The following is a 17096-nucleotide window of genomic DNA, read 5'->3' as shown; positions in this document are numbered from 1 at the left end:
TAAATGATAATAATGTCTCATATATAAAAGGAACGATTGATATAACATACATATTCGAAGAACCGAAGTGATGGTTGAATGTCTTGATGTGGTTTATATCAAAAATCAGTCAAACTTGACTATTATTTGTTATAGTTAATATAAAAAGAGGTCAAGGATATGAAGTGGATAATTTCAGCAAACCCGAAAAAATATGATGTAGTAAGTGCTTTTAATCAATATGATTATATTGATTGGAGCCAAAGTGCAAATCACGAAATCGGGGATGTTATTTACATTTATTGTTCGGCATTTATAGGGAAAATAAAGTTTAAATGTATTGTGGAAGATGTAAATATATCATGGGAAAACGTTAACGATGATGATGGATTTTGGGTGGATAAAGAAGATTATCAAAAGGCAAAAACAAAAAGATTTATGCGCTTGTGTTTACAGCAACAGATTGAGTCTGATGATTTAGCTTTTGAAAAGTTAAGGGAAAACGGATTGTTAGGTAATATTCAAGGTCCAATGAAATTAGAGTCAAAAGTTGATTTACTAAGCTATATTGAACAGTGCTTTAATGAAGATTGTTCAAAATCAGTTTATCCGGATGAAGTGCCAGAACAATTATCTATTGTGGAAGGACATCGAAAAACAGTAATCGTTAATCAGTACGAACGTAGTGCTGTAGCAAGAAGGAAATGTATTGAACACCATGGTTGTTATTGTCATGTTTGTAATATGGATTTTGAAAAGCAATATGGTGCTTTAGGGAAAGGGTTCATTCATGTTCATCATAAAATACCACTTAGTGAAATAGGAAATGAGTATGAGGTGGATTATGTGAATGATTTGATTCCAGTTTGTCCTAATTGCCATGCGATGCTCCATAGAAAAAGCATGAATGGTTCCTTTTTAACACCTGAAGAATTGAAAGCGTTAATTACTAAGTGATTTTAAGCTAGGGAAATTGTAGATGGACGTTTGATTACAGGACAGAATCCGCAGTCTAGTGCGGAAATAGGTAAGGCTATAAAAAGAGCTATGAATAAATTATAGAAATAAAACTCCCGCTATTAATAAAGGTAGCGGGAGTTTTATTTTGAATGAGCATTTTATATAGAAGAAACCGACTTTCATATAGAAGGTCGGTTGTTTTTCTGTCTTGCAAATTATGAAAAAAAGGAGCAAAATAAAAAAGGTCCTGATCTATACAGGTACAAATGAAAAATTTTATACAGGGGCATTTTAAGTTAGCGAACTTAAAGTGTGTAAAATATACTGATAAACATAAAGTGAAACTTTAATCAGTGGGAGTTTTGTTCATTCCCCGCTGATTATTAGCCTTCACCAATCGGGCGTTTACGGGCAGTGGATCTCCCGCCGAACTTCTTTGCTGCAGCCGAATTTTGAGGTGGGAGTTTTACTGCCCGTTAACGCGGGATAAAATAAGATGATGAATGAGAAAACGGGTGATTAAGTTGAATAGAGCGATCGGTGTTATTGATTCAGGAGTTGGCGGTTTAACAGTAGCGAAGGAATTAATTCGTCAGTTGCCGAAAGAGCGTATTATATATTTAGGAGATACAGCACGTTGCCCTTATGGTCCGCGTTCTCGTGAAGAAGTGCGTCAATTTACGTGGGAAATGACGGAGCATTTATTAGATTTAAATATCAAAATGTTAGTTATTGCGTGTAATACAGCAACTGCGGTTGTATTAGAAGAAATGCAGAAACAATTACCAATTCCAGTAGTTGGAGTTATTCATCCAGGATCACGTACAGCTTTAAAAGTGACAAATACGTATCATGTTGGGATTATTGGAACGATTGGAACAGTAAAAAGTGGTGCCTATGAAGAGGCGCTAAAGTCTATTAATAACCGTGTTATGGTAGAAAGTTTAGCGTGTCCACCTTTCGTTGAGCTTGTAGAGAGCGGGAATTTCGAAAGTGAAATGGCGTATGAAGTTGTAAGAGAAACGTTGCAACCGTTGAAAAGTACTGACATTGATACACTTATTTTAGGGTGTACACATTATCCGATTTTAGGTCCTGTTATTAAAAAGGTAATGGGGGATCAAGTACAATTAATTAGTTCGGGTGATGAAACAGCGCGTGAGGTAAGCACGATTTTATACCATAGTAAGATGTTAAATGAGGGAGAAGAACAAAGTGATCATCTCTTCTTAACGACTGGTAAAATAGGCCTGTTCAAAGAAATTGCATCAAAGTGGTTCGGTCAGCCGATTGAAAATGTGAAGCATATTAATTTAGAAACAGAATAATAGTAGACTCATATAAGAGAACTCCTGAGAAATCAGGGGTTTTTTCTGTGTAAGTGGCTATAGCTTGTTCTAAAATATGAAACAGCTCGTATACATAATAGTACAAACTTAGATTTTAGGGGGGAATGGCATGCCTAAATCCACTTTTAAATGGGTTGTTGGTGCTACTGTGAGTGCGATTTTATTATCAGGGTGTGGCTTGTTAAATCAAGAGAAAGCGACAGAACAAATTGATCCGCCAAAAAAAGTTACGTATACAGAAGGTGAAAAGAAAGAAACAGCTAAAAAAGATAAACAAGGGCAAACAGTAAATAGAGAGTTATACCTCGTTGATAAAAATGGATATGTCGTACCGCAAACTATTGCAATGCCTACTCCGAAAGCGAATGAAGTTGTACAGCAAACGTTAGAGTATCTTGTGAAAGATGGACCAGTCACAAATTTATTGCCGAATGGATTTCGAGCAGTCCTTCCAGCGAATACGACGATGACCTTAAATTTGAAAAAGGGCGGGACAGCAGTAATTGATTTCTCTAAAGAAATGAAAAATTATTCAAAAGAAGAAGAACGTCAAATTATTGAATCAGTAGCGTGGACTTTGACTCAATTTACAGAAATAAAACAAGTGCAGTTCCAAATAAATGGTGAAAAGTTAGCGAAGATGCCTGTTGCGGGTACACCGCTTGGTGAAGGTGTAAGTCGTGCGAATGGAATTAACTTTGATGATGAACAAGTAGCAGATGTAACGAATACAAAACCGGTTACACTTTACTTTATGGCGCAAAATAATAATAAGCAGCAATATTACGTACCGGTAACAAGACGCGTTGCAGAAGGAAAAGAAAATGATTACTCGGCAATTGTGAATGAGCTTGTAAAAGGTCCGATTCACGGTTCGTTACTAAATGATTTTAATCCAGGAGTTAAGCTTATTACGAATCCGAAAGTGGAGAACGGAAATATTACATTAAACTTTAATGAAAATATATTTGTGAACCAAGACAAAAGTATGATTTCAAATTACGTATTGAAATCGTTGGTCTTATCTTTAACGGAAAAACAAGGTGTGAAAAATGTTTCTATTGAAGTGAATGGGAAAGCGAACCTTACGGACGAGAAAGGTGAAAAGTTAATAAAACCTGTCAATCGTCCACAAAACGTAAATACAGGTAGTTTTTAATCGTGAATAATTTGATATACTTATGTAAGAAAGGGGAATTGCTTTTTGAGTTCCCCTTCTTTTATTGTTATACATATCGTACATTTAAATTTGGCTATACTAATGAGAGTATTTATGAGGGGGTTATTTTTATGCGAGTAGATGGTAGAGGACAAGCAGAGCTACGCCATATACATATTCATACAAATTATTTAAAACATCCAGAGGGATCGGTACTAATTGAAGTTGGGGATACAAAGGTAATTTGTTCAGCGACAATTGAAGAGCGTGTACCGCCGTTTATGCGTGGAGAAGGAAAAGGCTGGGTAACAGCAGAATACTCAATGATTCCACGTGCGACAGGGCAACGTACAATCAGGGAGTCAAGTAAAGGGAAAGTAACAGGGCGTACAATGGAAATCCAGCGTTTAATTGGACGAGCATTACGTGCGGTTGTTGATTTAGAAGCGCTTGGCGAAAGAACTGTTTGGATTGACTGTGATGTAATTCAAGCGGATGGCGGAACGAGAACAGCTTCTATTACAGGTGCTTATGTAGCGATGGTATTAGCTTTTGAAAAATTATTGCAAGCAGACAAAGTATCTAAAATTCCGGTGAAAGATTATTTAGCGGCAACGTCAGTAGGTATTGTTGAAGAACAAGGTGTTGTTTTAGATTTAAATTATGCTGAAGATTCTAAAGCAGACGTTGATATGAACGTTATTATGACTGGAAAAGGTCAGTTTGTTGAAATACAAGGAACTGGAGAAGAAGCGACGTTTAGCAGAGCTGAATTAAATGAATTACTTGATGCTGCTGAACAAGGGATTTTCCAACTTGTTGAAAAGCAAAAAGAAGCATTAGGTGACATCGTATCTCATATAGAGTAGAGGTGGAAAATATGAAGCAAGTTGTTGTAGCGACGAAAAATCTTGGGAAAGTACGTGAGTTTGCTGAGTTATTTGAGAGATTTGACTTAGAAGTGAAATCTTTACACGATTTTCCTCATATTGAAGAAGTCGAAGAAACTGGTGAAACATTTGAAGAAAACGCAATTTTAAAAGCGGACAGTCTTAGTAGACAGTTGAATTCCATCGTAATTGCGGATGACTCTGGTCTTATTGTAGATGCCTTAAACGGGAAGCCGGGTGTATATTCAGCTCGTTTTGCTGGAGAGCCGAAAGATGATCAGGCGAATATAGATAAAGTGTTACAAGGGTTAACTGACGTCGATTTAGAAAAACGTACAGCTCGTTTTTACTGTGCGTTAGCAGTTGCTTTCCCTGAAGCTGATAAAGAGCCGGTTATTGTAAACGGAACGTGCGAAGGGAAAATCTTAGAACAGCGCCGCGGGGAAAATGGTTTCGGATACGATCCGATTTTTTATGTAGAAGAATATAAAAAAGCGATGGCGGAGCTAAGCTCAGATGAGAAAAATACGATTAGTCACCGCGGGCGTGCCCTTCGTAAATTAGAAGAAAAAATCCCAGAATGGTTTTTAGAAGAATAAGGGAGAGAGATTGATGAAAGCTTTAATCGTAAGCGATAGTCATAGCTCTGTGAAGGAATTACAGCAGTTAAAAGAGAAGTACGAAGGGAAAGTAGATGTCATGATTCATTGTGGTGATTCAGAGCTAACGCCTGCTCACGAAGAGCTGCAAGGTTTCCATGTTGTAAAAGGGAATTGTGATTATGCTAACTTTCAAGGTGAAATTGTAACTGATGTAGATGGAATTCGTTTCTTAGTTGTACACGGTCATCGTCATAATGTGAAAATGACGTTACAAACGTTAGCGTATCATGCAGAAGAAGTAGGAGCGCAAGTAGCATGCTTTGGACATTCTCATGTATTAGGGGCAGAATTAATTGATGGGATTTTATTTATTAATCCAGGAAGTATTTTGCTCCCGCGCTCTCGTGTGGAAAAAACATTCGCTTTATTAGAAATGGATGAAAATCATATAGAAGTTCGTTTTGAAACATTAGACGGACAGCTGGTGGAACAAGCAATTTTTAAAAGAGGATAAGAAAAATTATCCTCTTTTAAAAAAGTGTTGACTTTATAAGTAGTTATGAATATAATAAATATTGTCGATAGGGCAACGGCGCTAACGATGAAAAATAAAATAACATATGCGGGTGTAGTTTAGTGGTAAAACAAGAGCCTTCCAAGCTCTGGTCGAGAGTTCGATTCTCTTCACCCGCTCCATGTCCCAGTAGCTCAGCAGGATAGAGCATACGCCTTCTAAGCGTACGGTCGGGAGTTCGAATCTCTCCTGGGACGCTAAAAAAACCTTGTTATCTTTTGATAACAAGGTTTTTTGTTTGTTTTAAATTAGTTATTAATAAACTTCTCAAAGACAAAACCATAATCTTTCACGTTATATTGTTTCTTCGTATCAACAAGCCAGTTAAAGGCGATCTCGTTCATCTCTTTAAATTGTTCTGCTAAATTTACTTGTGCATTTGTAATACGGCTAAAAGTGTTAGAGGCCATATCTAAACTTTTATGCGCATACTGCAATGTAATATCGTTGTCGTATGAAATTTCTTCGATTTTAAGAAGAGCCTTATATAAATCTTTTAATTCTTCAATATGTTTTTTATGAACATCAATTGAGTAATGCTCATCTCCCATATGAAATTTAATTTCTACATCTAAATCAATTGTGCCTGCAGTTTCAAGTGCTACGTTTTTAATTTGATATTTACTATAGCTATATCGGCGTAGTGTACGCTTTTTGCTTGTCGCGCTTGTACCATCTAGATGAATTAATCCTTTGTTTGTAAAGCAATATTCATCCGATTTTGATTTAATAAGAAAGTAAATTTTCTCCCCATCTTCATGCATTACGTAATCATCTGCATCGACCTTATCATAATCTTTTGGTGTAATGACAGAACCTACATCGCTTAATCCTAAAACATCAGCAGCCATTTTTTTGAACATATATAATCCCCCTTATAAAATAAATTCTTAATTGTACAAAAATATAATATCATGATTTGAAGTCTTTTTTTGAAATCTTACAACTCTGTAAGGTAAGTGTAAGGAAGTTCGATGGTAACAAATTACTAATCCTATATAATGAAGATAACAACGATACATGAGGAGGAAGAGATGATGAAAGGATTAATCGTAACGGGTTTAACAGTAGCTTTTGGGTTTGTGGCGTATGAAAAGTTAACATATGTAATTGATGTTGTAAAACATTTAGTAGCGTAGAAAAAACTGCCATGAGAGGGAAAGGGAATGAGTGAATGAATGGAATGGTTATTTGGAATTATAGGTACTTGTAGTGTAGTTTTATTGTTCTTTGTCCCGAGTGGTATACTTAGTTCGACAACAAGTTTGTTCTTTTTAAGTTTGTTTGCTTGTACGATGCTTATTATTATGTTTTTGATGAAGCGAAGTAAACCGATCTTCTATTTTAGCATGATTGTTATGGCAATTATTTTTCTCCAAATTATTACCCTTGTTATATACCCCACAATTATAAAAGCTTTCCATTAATGATGAATCCTCTGCTTCTGTTGCTGAGGGTTTTTGTTTGTGAAAAATGAATTTTATTTAAAAATTTATTGCTTTTTTGTTATAAAAATCGAATATTCCTATATTTCAAATAAATACTTTTGGGATGTTGTGTTCTCATTACGCATTTGATATATTTACTTTGAAGATCATTAAAATTTAGAAAAAGAGGCGGACGTATGGATAAAAAAGAAAATACGGTCGTATTGTTTCCGCAACTATCAGAACGCTATATTGATAAAGGTTTTTTGGCGTTGAAAGAGCGGGAATTCGAAGATGCATTGCGCTGCTTTGAAATATTACGTCAGTATAATGCAGAAACGGAACAAACAGAATTAGCTTCCGTTATTTGTTTGCTAGAATTAAAACGTATGGAAGAAGCGAAAGAAAAATGTGAGCAGTTGCTTGAAACAGGAGCTGTATTATTTGGTGATATTCTTGAAACGTATGTAACTATTTTAGTTCAAACAAATGATTATGAAGGTGTCATCGAAACTGTTGAGGAAGTTTTGCAAACGAAAGATATAATTCCTGAGCAAAAGGAAAAATTGGCGCAGCTTGCTTTGTTTGCGCAAGGGATGCTGAATGAAGAAGATATACCGCTAGTGGATTCGAATTTTGAATTAGAAGAATTTACCGAGGGGCTTTTTGGAGAAAACTTTGGTCAAAAGCTAAGAGTGATCCAGAAACTTTCGTTAAAAGACCTGGATCTCGCGCTTCCTACTTTAAAGAAATTTTTAATAGACGAAGATCAGCACCCGTATTTAAAAACTTCTATTTTGTATAAAATGGTAGAAAATCAAATAGAAGAAGAGATAGAAGTAGAGAAGTTTGGAAATACGATAAAGGTGATTCCAGCATTTACGGGTCATAATGAGGAGCAATCCGATAAAATTATACATAAATTCTCAAACCGATTAGAGCAAAATTATCCAGATATATTTGATGCGATGGTTACATACTGGAAAGAATTACAAATTAGCATTTTCCCATTCCCTCTATTAATGGACAAAGTAGAAATTTGGGCTGCCGTCTTAGAGAGAATTGGAAGAAAGCGTTTCGGATTGGCTATTGATGAAGAAGAACTTATGACAGCATACAATATTGAGTTTGAGGAATTCCATATTGCCTATCAATGGTTACTGCGCATTGAAAGAGAAGGGTATTTGCCCGTATAATTATGAAAAAGAATCGTTCAGTTATTGAAACGAGCACATTCTATGTTATAATGTAAGGGTTGCAAAAGGCAGGAATCTGCCTGTTTGTAAGAGAAGAGGAGTATAATTCTCTTACTTAATATGTTTCATATTAGTCTCGAACAAAATATACCGTAGTTGTCTTTTAGGCAATTAGTAGATTGGAACATTGTATCTGAAAGCTTTTGCTAGAGGATTATTTGTACATTTGTTATTTCAAAAAAGAGATAATAAAAATCTTAATCTATAGAGGTATGTGCATACATTATTATAGTTGGAGGGAAAGAATAAATGTCTACAAAATGGGAAAAATTAGAAGGTAACGTTGGCGTTTTAACAATCGAAGTTGATGCTAAAGAAGTAAATAACTCTATCGACGCTGCATTCAAAAAAGTAGTAAAAACAATTAATGTACCAGGTTTCCGTAAAGGGAAAATGCCTCGTCCATTATTCGAACAACGCTTTGGTATTGAATCTTTATACCAAGATGCTTTAGATATCATCTTACCAAAAGCATACGGTGAAGCAATCGATGAAGCTGGTATCTTCCCAGTTGCTCATCCTGAGATTGACATCGAGAAATTCGAAAAAGGCCAAAACTTAATTTTCACTGCAAAAGTTACTGTAAAACCTGAAGTTAAATTAGGTGATTACAAAGGTTTAGCAGTAGAAAAAGTTGAAACAACTGTAACTGACGAGGATGTAGAGAACGAAGTAAAAGCTTTACAAGAGCGTCAAGCTGAACTAGTTGTTAAAGAAGAAGGAACTGTTGCAGATGGTGATACAGCTGTAATCGACTTCGAAGGTTTCGTTGATGGCGAAGCATTTGAAGGCGGAAAAGGCGAAAACTATTCTCTTGCAATCGGTTCTGGTACTTTCATCCCAGGTTTCGAAGAGCAAGTAATTGGTCTTAAATCTGGTGATTCTAAAGAAGTTGAAGTATCATTCCCAGAAGAGTACCATGCTGCTGAACTAGCTGGTAAACCAGCAACATTCAAAGTAACAATTCACGAAATCAAAACAAAAGAACTTCCTGAGTTAAACGACGAGTTCGCTAAAGATGCTGACGAAGAAGTTGCAACTCTTGATGAATTAAAAACAAAACTTCGTACAAACTTAGAAGAAGGCAAAAAGCACGAAGCTGAGCACAAAGTACGTGACGAAGTAGTAGAATTAGCTGCTGCTAACGCTGAAATCGACATTCCAGAAGCTATGATCGACACTGAGTTAGATCGTATGGTTCGTGAATTCGAGCAACGTTTAAGCCAACAAGGTATGAACCTTGAGCTTTACTACCAATTCACAGGTACTGACGCTGACAAATTAAAAGAGCAAATGAAAGAGGATGCACAAAAACGTGTAAGAATCAATCTTGTTCTTGAAGCTATCATTGAAGCTGAAAACATCGAAGTTACTGAAGAAGAAGTAACTGCAGAAGTTGAAAAAATGGCTGAAATGTACGGTATGCCAGTAGACGCTATCAAGCAAGCTCTTGGAAGCGTAGACGCTTTATCTGAAGATCTTAAAGTGCGTAAAGCTGTAGACTTCTTAGTAGACAACGCTGCATAATAAAATAACAAGGCGCGATTTTAATCGTGCCTTGTTTTATAAATATAGAAATATATTTATAAAACTTTTCGATGAAGAAGGAAAAGTTCCTTTGTAAGTCGAATATACATATTTCAAAAGTTTTAAAATTTTTTTGTTTGTACATAACTAGTCATATTATTTGTATTTCTCGCCACGTAGTGACATAATATGTATTTACATACGATACATTTATCGTGTACATACGAAGGCAAGAGGTTAGCACTTTGTAAGGGGTGTGAAAATATGTTTAAATTTAATGATGAAAAAGGTCAATTAAAATGTTCTTTCTGTGGTAAAACACAAACGCAAGTTCGAAAGCTAGTTGCAGGTCCAGGTGTTTACATTTGTGACGAGTGTATCGAGCTTTGTACTGAAATTGTACAAGAGGAGCTTGCGAAGGACGAAGAAGTAGAATTCAAAGATGTACCGAAACCGGTAGAAATTCGTGAAATCTTAGATGAGTATGTCATCGGACAAGATAACGCGAAAAAAGCACTAGCGGTAGCGGTATATAACCATTACAAACGCATTAATTCTAACAGCAAAATTGATGATGTAGAATTGGCGAAGAGTAATATTTCACTTATTGGGCCAACTGGTAGTGGTAAAACATTATTGGCACAAACATTAGCGCGTATTTTAAATGTTCCATTTGCGATCGCGGACGCAACATCTTTAACAGAAGCTGGATATGTAGGGGAAGATGTAGAAAACATCTTACTAAAATTAATCCAAGCAGCTGATTATGATGTAGAGAAAGCGGAAAAAGGAATCATTTATATTGATGAGATTGATAAAGTGGCACGTAAGTCCGAAAATCCATCAATTACACGTGATGTATCTGGTGAAGGCGTACAGCAGGCACTTCTGAAAATTTTAGAAGGTACTGTAGCAAGCGTTCCACCTCAAGGTGGTCGTAAGCACCCGCATCAAGAGTTTATTCAAATTGATACAACGAACATCCTATTCATTTGTGGTGGAGCGTTTGATGGCATCGAGCCTATTATTAAACGTCGCCTTGGTGAGAAAGTAATTGGATTTGGTGCTGAGAAGAAAAATGCTGATGTAAATGAGAAGCATGTTTTATCTCACGTTTTACCAGAGGATCTTTTAAGATTCGGTTTAATTCCGGAGTTTATCGGTCGTCTTCCAGTTATTGCGAACCTAGAGCCGCTTGATGAAGATGCTCTTGTAGATATTTTAACTAAACCGAAAAATGCACTTGTTAAGCAATTCCAAAAACTATTGGAGCTTGACGATGTTGAGTTAGAGTTTGAAGAAGGTGCACTAGTTGAGATTGCGAAAAAAGCAATTGAACGTAAAACAGGTGCTCGTGGACTTCGTTCTATTATTGAAGGCTTGATGCTTGATGTAATGTTCGAACTGCCATCTCGCAAAGATATCGAGAAGTGTATTCTTACGAAAGAAACAGTAGCTGATAATGAACCGCCGAAATTGGTGTTACAAGACGGCACTGTACTTGATACAAAAACATCTGCATAATGCGAAGAAGAAACAGCAATTTTTATAATTGCTGTTTTTCTTTATGTTTAGCACTATTCCTCCCAGGAAATACTAAAAGGTAAAACATAGCGGGAGGAAATGAATTATGAGCTGGACAAATATATTTTTACTTGTTCAACTTGTTTTTGGCGTAATTGTCGGATTGTATTTTTGGCACTTACTTCGAAATCAGCGAACACAAAAAGTTTCAATTGATCGAGAATCGAAAAAAGAATTAGAGCAGCTTCGTAAAATGCGTGAGGTTTCTTTAACAGAGCCACTTGCGGAAAAGGTACGTCCTACATCCTTTATAGATATTGTAGGGCAAGAAGACGGGATTAAGTCGTTAAAAGCGGCTCTTTGTGGTCCTAATCCGCAACATGTGATCATATACGGTCCGCCAGGTGTCGGAAAGACAGCGGCAGCACGCCTTGTATTAGAAGAAGCGAAACGAAATCCGAAATCTCCATTTCGTACAAATGCAACATTTATCGAACTTGATGCAACGACAGCTAGGTTTGATGAGCGTGGTATTGCGGATCCATTAATTGGTTCAGTGCATGACCCGATTTATCAAGGAGCAGGTGCAATGGGGCAAGCGGGTATTCCGCAACCGAAAAAAGGGGCTGTAACAGATGCGCATGGTGGTATTTTGTTCATTGATGAGATTGGTGAATTACATCCAATTCAAATGAATAAAATGCTGAAGGTGTTAGAAGATCGGAAAGTATTTTTGGAAAGTGCGTACTATAGTGAAGAAAATTCGATGATTCCAACGTATATACATGATATTTTTCAAAAAGGTTTACCTGCAGATTTTCGCTTAGTTGGTGCAACGACGCGTTCACCAGAGGAAATTCCTCCTGCAATTAGGTCGCGTTGTTTAGAAGTATTCTTCCGTGAGTTAGATACAGAAGAAATTCAAAAAGTAGCGAAAAATGCAGCTGACAAAGTGGAAATGCAAGTAGGTGAGAACGGTATCGAAATGATTGGAATGTATGCAAGAAATGGACGAGAAGCAATTAATCTCGTGCAAATTTCTGCTGGTATGGCGATAAATGAAGAACGACCTTTCATTAAAGATGAAGATATTGAGTGGGTTGTTCATTCTAGTCAGCTTACACCAAAGTACGAAAAACGTATTTATCCAATTCCGAGAATCGGTCTTGTGAACGGGCTTGCTGTATATGGGCCGAATACAGGTACGTTATTAGAAATTGAGGTAACAGCTATTCCTGCGAAAGATAAAGGGTCAGTAAATGTCACTGGAATTGTAGAAGAGGAAAGTATTGGTAGCCAAACGAAATCAATTCGCCGTAAAAGTATGGCGAAAGGTTCTGTTGATAATGTGTTAACAGTCCTTCGTTCTCTAGATGTGTTGCCAGAAGGGTATGATATACATATTAATTTTCCTGGTGGTATCCCGATTGATGGTCCTTCAGCAGGTATTGCTATGGCAACAGGTGTCTATTCAGCAGTGCATCGTACGTATGTAAATAATGAAGTAGCGATGACAGGTGAGATAAGTATCCACGGAGAAGTGAAGCCTATTGGTGGTGTGTACGCAAAAATAAAAGCTGCGAAAAAAGCGGGAGCTAAGAAAGTCATCATTCCAGCTGAAAACATGCAACCATTTTTGTATACAATAAAGGGAATTGAGATCATTCCTGTTCGCAAATTAAAAGAAGTATTTGAATTAACATTTATGCAGGAAAATATGCATCGTGAGCTTGATGCACATACTGCTTTGGACGAAACAGATGCGCAATCAATGTGAGAATATATAATAATAAAAATTTGCCAGACTTCGTTTAAGTTTGTATGCTTAAGCGGAGTCTTTTTTCTTTTCGTGAGGCACAAAAAAACAGGGGATTTACAATTGCGAAGAATCTCTGCAATTGCATCTAGATGTATTGTAATATAAAATAGTTGAACAGGAGTTTAATTTATTATGGAGGTGCTATGTCTAGTATGAATACGAATGAAAGAATTGTGCCCCTCCTACCATTAAGAGGCATTCTCGTATATCCAACGATGGTTCTGCATCTTGATGTAGGACGTGATAAATCGATACAAGCACTAGAGCAGGCGGCAATGGATGAAAATATCATCTTTTTAGCAATGCAAAAAGAAATGAATATCGACGATCCGAAAGAAGATGACATATATAGTGTAGGTACAGTGGCGAAAGTGAAGCAAATGTTAAAATTGCCGAACGGTACGCTTCGTGTCCTTGTAGAAGGTTTACATAGAGCAGAAGTAGTAGAGTTTATCGAAGAAGAAAATCTGGTACAAGTTTCTATTAGAACAGTAACTGAAGAAGTAGAAGATGATTTAGAAGAGAAGGCTCTTATGCGTACGTTACTGGAGCATTTCGAACAATATATTAAAGTTTCGAAAAAAGTTTCAAATGAAACATTTGCAACGGTAGCTGATGTAGAAGAACCCGGAAGACTAGCTGATTTAATTGCTTCTCACTTACCGATTAAAACGAAGCAGAAACAAGAGATTTTAGAGATTGTATCTGTGAAAGAACGACTACATACACTTATTTCAATTATTCAAGATGAACAAGAGTTACTTAGCCTAGAAAAGAAAATTGGACAAAAAGTGAAACGTTCAATGGAGCGCACGCAAAAAGAATATTTCTTACGTGAGCAAATGAAGGCGATTCAAACTGAACTTGGTGATAAAGAAGGCAAGGGCGGGGAAGTTGAAGAACTTCGTGAGAAAATTGAACAGTCGGGAATGCCTGAAGAAACAATGCAGGCTGCACTGAAAGAATTAGATCGTTATGAAAAGTTACCTGTAAGTTCTGCTGAGAGCGGTGTAATTCGTAATTATATTGATTGGTTATTAGCGCTTCCGTGGACAGAAGCAACAGAGGATATGATTGACCTCACTCATTCGGAAGAAATTTTAAATAAAGATCATTACGGTCTTGAAAAAGTGAAAGAGCGAGTACTTGAATATTTAGCTGTACAGAAGTTAACGAATTCATTAAAAGGACCAATTCTTTGTCTAGTAGGCCCTCCTGGGGTTGGGAAAACTTCGTTAGCGCGTTCTATTGCAACATCGTTAAATCGTAATTTTGTACGTGTTTCTCTTGGTGGTGTGCGTGATGAATCTGAAATTCGTGGTCACCGTCGTACATATGTAGGAGCGATGCCAGGACGTATTATTCAAGGTATGAAAAAGGCGAAAACAGTTAATCCAGTCTTCTTATTAGATGAGATTGATAAAATGTCTAACGATTTCAGGGGAGACCCATCAGCGGCGTTACTTGAAGTGTTAGATCCAGAGCAAAACCATAACTTCAGTGATCATTACATTGAAGAGCCATATGATTTATCGAAAGTTATGTTCGTTGCAACTGCTAATACACTTGCAAGTGTTCCGGGCCCATTGCTTGACCGTATGGAAATCATTTCGATTGCTGGTTATACAGAACTTGAAAAGGTGCATATTGCTCGTGAGCATTTATTGCCGAAACAATTAAAAGAGCACGGCTTGCGAAAAGGTAATTTGCAAGTGCGTGATGAAGCGCTTCTTGAAATTATTCGTTATTATACACGCGAGGCTGGTGTTCGTACGTTAGAGCGTCAAATTGCAAAAGTTTGCCGTAAAGCAGCAAAAATTATCGTTACAGCAGAACGCAAGCGCATTGTTGTGACAGAGAAAAATATTGTTGATTTACTTGGTAAGCATATATTCCGTTATGGTCAAGCTGAAAAAACAGACCAAGTTGGTATGGCAACAGGTCTAGCTTACACAGCAGCGGGCGGCGATACACTTGCAATTGAAGTGTCTGTAGCGCCAGGAAAAGGGAAATTAATTTTAACAGGGAAACTTGGGGATGTTATGAAAGAATCCGCACAAGCCGCGTTTAGCTATATTCGTTCTCGTGCAGAAGAACTTCATATTGATCCGGATTTCCATGAGAAAAACGATATTCATATTCATGTTCCAGAAGGAGCAGTTCCAAAAGATGGACCGTCAGCAGGTATTACGATGGCAACGGCACTTATTTCTGCACTAACAGGTATTCCTGTAAGTAAAGAAGTTGGTATGACAGGTGAAATTACACTTCGTGGTCGTGTATTACCAATTGGTGGTTTGAAAGAAAAAACATTAAGTGCTCACCGCGCGGGATTAACAAAAATTATTTTACCGGCGGAAAATGAGAAAGATTTAGATGATATTCCAGAGAGCGTAAAAGAAAACCTTACGTTTGTGCTTGCATCTCATTTAGACGAAGTATTGGAGCACGCATTAGTAGGAGTGAAACAATGAAAGTAACAAAAGCAGATATTGTAATTAGTGCCGTTAAACCGGAACAATATCCAGACAGTGATTTACCAGAAATTGCCTTAGCAGGTCGTTCTAATGTCGGGAAGTCTTCCTTTATTAATAAAATTTTAAATCGTAAAAAGTTAGTACGTATTTCTTCTAAACCAGGAAAAACGCAAACGCTGAACTTTTTCTTAATCAATGAAATGATGCATTTTGTTGACGTTCCAGGTTATGGATATGCGAAAGTATCTAAAACAGAGCGCGCGGCATGGGGCAGAATGATTGAGACTTACTTTACAACACGTACGCAATTAGACGCAGCTGTATTAGTAGTTGATTTACGTCACCAACCAACAAAAGATGACATTATGATGTATGATTTCTTAAAGCACTATGAAATCCCAACAATTATTATTGCAACGAAAGCCGATAAAATTCCGAAAGGGAAATGGCAAAAGCATTTAAAAGTTGTAAAAGAAACGCTTGCTGTTGAAATTGGCGATGAAATCGTTCTATTCTCTTCTGAAACAGGTCTTGGAAAAGAAGAAGCATGGAAAGCAATTCATAAAATGACAAAAACGAAAAACGCGTGACGAATGTCGCGCGTTTTTTTTTATTTACTAAACTTTTAGCGTACGTTTAATGTAACTTCAATATTTCCTCTTGTTGCTTTAGAGTAAGGACATACACCGTGAGCGGCTTCTACAAGTTCTTGTGCTTCGGCATGAGAAACACCAGCAACATGTACGTCAAGTACAGCAGACAGTCCGAAACCACCATCTGTATCTTTATCGATAGAAACGTGTGCAGTCACTTCTGTACTTTCCACTTTCACACGTTTTGTACGAATTACAAGTTGCAATGCGCTATCAAAGCAAGCTGCATAACCAGCTGCAAATAATTGTTCTGGATTTGTTGCCTCTCCGCCTGCGCCACCTAGTGCTTTTGGCATTTTTACATCAAGATTTAATATGCCATCATCTGAAACTACCTTACCGTTTCTTCCACCTGTAGCTGTTACTGAAGCAGTATATAATTTATCCATGTTTATTCCCCTTTTCTATTATTAATTTTTTTCATTGTTTCAATTAATGTGTTTAATTGGATTAATAAAGAATGATATTCTTGCTCTGTAATTCCTAAATTTGTAGCCATCGTTGTCGGTAATGAACAAGCTATTTCTTTTAAATCTTTACCTTGTTCTGTTAATTCAATACAAACTTTTCGCTCGTCTTCTTTTGAACGAACACGTTGTACAAGTTTTAATGATTCCATCCGTTTTAACATAGGTGTTAAAGTACCAGAATCTAAAAATAGACGTTCTCCAATTTCTTTTACTGTTAGTCCGTCTCGTTCCCAGAGTACGAGTAAAGTAATGTACTGGGGATACGTAATGCCCATTTCTTCTAAATAGGGTCGGTAAAAACGAGTAACCTCTTTAGAACAAGCGTAAATAGAAAAACAAAGTTGGTTATCTAGATGTAGAGGATTTTCTTTCATAAGCAACTCCTTATGTTTTTTGAATTGTGCACAATTTAATTTTGTAAAATCAATAT

General features: G+C 36.8%; 16 protein-coding genes, 2 tRNA genes and 1 pseudogene. 16 read left to right on the top strand and 3 right to left on the bottom strand.

Annotated elements, in window-relative coordinates; translation table 11 throughout:
* The first annotated feature begins 159 nt into the window (after positions 1-159).
* The 9 genes and pseudogenes from JTF23_RS07465 (at position 160) to JTF23_RS07425 (ending at position 5710) form a co-directional block, all read left to right on the top strand.
* Positions 160-936, top strand: coding sequence for an HNH endonuclease (locus tag JTF23_RS07465; protein ID WP_016106275.1), 777 nt, complete (start codon positions 160-162; stop codon positions 934-936).
* Between the two features lie 15 nt (positions 937-951).
* Positions 952-1041: pseudogene (locus JTF23_RS07460) on the top strand (type 1 glutamine amidotransferase domain-containing protein); the annotation flags it as partial.
* Positions 1042-1454: 413 nt separating this feature from the next.
* Positions 1455-2267 (top strand): glutamate racemase, encoded by an 813-nt coding sequence (gene racE, locus JTF23_RS07455; RefSeq protein ID WP_002015338.1) that lies wholly within the window; start codon positions 1455-1457, stop codon positions 2265-2267.
* Between the two features lie 130 nt (positions 2268-2397).
* Positions 2398-3447 carry a GerMN domain-containing protein gene (locus tag JTF23_RS07450; protein WP_070129031.1) on the top strand — a complete coding sequence of 350 codons (1050 nt, stop codon included), beginning with the start codon at positions 2398-2400 and terminating at the stop codon, positions 3445-3447.
* A 131-nt stretch (positions 3448-3578) separates the two neighbouring features.
* Positions 3579-4316 (top strand): ribonuclease PH, encoded by a 738-nt coding sequence (gene rph / locus JTF23_RS07445; RefSeq protein WP_002112084.1) that lies wholly within the window; start codon positions 3579-3581, stop codon positions 4314-4316.
* Positions 4317-4327: 11 nt separating this feature from the next.
* Positions 4328-4936, top strand: coding sequence for an XTP/dITP diphosphatase (locus tag JTF23_RS07440; protein WP_002112083.1), 609 nt, complete (start codon positions 4328-4330; stop codon positions 4934-4936).
* Between the two features lie 13 nt (positions 4937-4949).
* Positions 4950-5453 carry a metallophosphoesterase gene (locus tag JTF23_RS07435; protein WP_002112081.1) on the top strand — a complete coding sequence of 168 codons (504 nt, stop codon included), beginning with the start codon at positions 4950-4952 and terminating at the stop codon, positions 5451-5453.
* 108 nt (positions 5454-5561) lie between these two features.
* Positions 5562-5635, top strand: a tRNA-Gly gene (locus tag JTF23_RS07430).
* Between the two features lies 1 nt (position 5636).
* Positions 5637-5710: transfer RNA gene (locus tag JTF23_RS07425), tRNA-Arg, on the top strand.
* A gap of 51 nt (positions 5711-5761) precedes the next feature.
* Here JTF23_RS07425 and JTF23_RS07420 read toward each other — a convergent pair.
* Positions 5762-6376 carry a PH domain-containing protein gene (locus JTF23_RS07420; RefSeq protein WP_002160347.1) on the bottom strand — a complete coding sequence of 205 codons (615 nt, stop codon included), beginning with the start codon at positions 6374-6376 and terminating at the stop codon, positions 5762-5764.
* 315 nt (positions 6377-6691) lie between these two features.
* On the opposite strand from JTF23_RS07420, the gene JTF23_RS07415 reads away from it, so the two are divergent.
* From JTF23_RS07415 to yihA, 7 genes are all read left to right on the top strand, one after another.
* On the top strand, positions 6692-6940 hold the full coding sequence (locus JTF23_RS07415) for a hypothetical protein (protein WP_002112074.1): 249 nt from the start codon (positions 6692-6694) through the stop codon (positions 6938-6940).
* A 197-nt stretch (positions 6941-7137) separates the two neighbouring features.
* Positions 7138-8136: a hypothetical protein gene (locus JTF23_RS07410; RefSeq protein ID WP_002199251.1), complete on the top strand. Its 999-nt coding sequence runs from the start codon at positions 7138-7140 to the stop codon at positions 8134-8136.
* Positions 8137-8445: 309 nt separating this feature from the next.
* The gene (tig, locus tag JTF23_RS07405; RefSeq protein WP_002112071.1) at positions 8446-9723 is read left to right on the top strand and encodes a trigger factor; all 1278 of its coding nucleotides are present in this window, start codon (positions 8446-8448) and stop codon (positions 9721-9723) included.
* A gap of 264 nt (positions 9724-9987) precedes the next feature.
* A complete protein-coding gene (clpX, locus tag JTF23_RS07400; RefSeq protein ID WP_000472285.1) occupies positions 9988-11247 on the top strand; it encodes an ATP-dependent protease ATP-binding subunit ClpX in 1260 nt (419 codons plus the stop codon).
* Between the two features lie 106 nt (positions 11248-11353).
* On the top strand, positions 11354-13024 hold the full coding sequence (gene lonB / locus JTF23_RS07395; RefSeq protein ID WP_002112070.1) for an ATP-dependent protease LonB: 1671 nt from the start codon (positions 11354-11356) through the stop codon (positions 13022-13024).
* Positions 13025-13209: 185 nt separating this feature from the next.
* Entirely contained in the window at positions 13210-15540 is a 2331-nt protein-coding gene (gene lon / locus JTF23_RS07390; RefSeq protein WP_002112067.1) for an endopeptidase La, read from the top strand.
* On the top strand, positions 15537-16133 hold the full coding sequence (gene yihA, locus JTF23_RS07385) for a ribosome biogenesis GTP-binding protein YihA/YsxC (RefSeq protein WP_002088829.1): 597 nt from the start codon (positions 15537-15539) through the stop codon (positions 16131-16133). Before lon ends, yihA begins: the two co-directional genes overlap by 4 nt.
* A 35-nt stretch (positions 16134-16168) precedes the next feature.
* Here yihA and JTF23_RS07380 read toward each other — a convergent pair whose 3' ends face one another.
* Together JTF23_RS07380 and JTF23_RS07375 are read right to left on the bottom strand one after the other, a co-directional pair.
* Positions 16169-16585: an organic hydroperoxide resistance protein gene (locus JTF23_RS07380; RefSeq protein WP_204208410.1), complete on the bottom strand. Its 417-nt coding sequence runs from the start codon at positions 16583-16585 to the stop codon at positions 16169-16171.
* A gap of 2 nt (positions 16586-16587) precedes the next feature.
* Positions 16588-17040, bottom strand: a complete 453-nt coding sequence (locus JTF23_RS07375) for a MarR family winged helix-turn-helix transcriptional regulator (RefSeq protein ID WP_204208408.1) — start codon at positions 17038-17040, stop codon at positions 16588-16590.
* Between the last annotated feature and the right edge of the window lie 56 nt (positions 17041-17096).

It is taken from the genome of Bacillus sp. RIT 809 (assembly GCF_016892495.1).
GTDB lineage: Bacteria > Bacillota > Bacilli > Bacillales > Bacillaceae_G > Bacillus_A > Bacillus_A cereus_U.
The sequence above is the reverse complement of the archived record's forward strand: the minus strand, read 5'-3'. Positions and strand labels throughout refer to the sequence as shown.

Excerpts from the sequence above, each read along its gene's own strand:
- rph (WP_002112084.1), top strand. The coding sequence starts at position 3,579 with ATGCGAGTAGATGGTAGAGGACAAGCAGAGCTACGCCATATACATATT.
- JTF23_RS07420 (WP_002160347.1), bottom strand. The coding sequence starts at position 6,376 with ATGTTCAAAAAAATGGCTGCTGATGTTTTAGGATTAAGCGATGTAGGT.
- JTF23_RS07450 (WP_070129031.1), top strand. The coding sequence starts at position 2,398 with ATGCCTAAATCCACTTTTAAATGGGTTGTTGGTGCTACTGTGAGTGCG.
- tig (WP_002112071.1), top strand. The coding sequence starts at position 8,446 with ATGTCTACAAAATGGGAAAAATTAGAAGGTAACGTTGGCGTTTTAACA.
- JTF23_RS07375 (WP_204208408.1), bottom strand. The coding sequence starts at position 17,040 with ATGAAAGAAAATCCTCTACATCTAGATAACCAACTTTGTTTTTCTATT.
- lonB (WP_002112070.1), top strand. The coding sequence starts at position 11,354 with ATGAGCTGGACAAATATATTTTTACTTGTTCAACTTGTTTTTGGCGTA.
- JTF23_RS07440 (WP_002112083.1), top strand. The coding sequence starts at position 4,328 with ATGAAGCAAGTTGTTGTAGCGACGAAAAATCTTGGGAAAGTACGTGAG.
- JTF23_RS07415 (WP_002112074.1), top strand. The coding sequence starts at position 6,692 with ATGGAATGGTTATTTGGAATTATAGGTACTTGTAGTGTAGTTTTATTG.
- lon (WP_002112067.1), top strand. The coding sequence starts at position 13,210 with ATGTCTAGTATGAATACGAATGAAAGAATTGTGCCCCTCCTACCATTA.
- JTF23_RS07435 (WP_002112081.1), top strand. The coding sequence starts at position 4,950 with ATGAAAGCTTTAATCGTAAGCGATAGTCATAGCTCTGTGAAGGAATTA.
- JTF23_RS07380 (WP_204208410.1), bottom strand. The coding sequence starts at position 16,585 with ATGGATAAATTATATACTGCTTCAGTAACAGCTACAGGTGGAAGAAAC.
- clpX (WP_000472285.1), top strand. The coding sequence starts at position 9,988 with ATGTTTAAATTTAATGATGAAAAAGGTCAATTAAAATGTTCTTTCTGT.
- JTF23_RS07465 (WP_016106275.1), top strand. The coding sequence starts at position 160 with ATGAAGTGGATAATTTCAGCAAACCCGAAAAAATATGATGTAGTAAGT.
- yihA (WP_002088829.1), top strand. The coding sequence starts at position 15,537 with ATGAAAGTAACAAAAGCAGATATTGTAATTAGTGCCGTTAAACCGGAA.
- JTF23_RS07410 (WP_002199251.1), top strand. The coding sequence starts at position 7,138 with ATGGATAAAAAAGAAAATACGGTCGTATTGTTTCCGCAACTATCAGAA.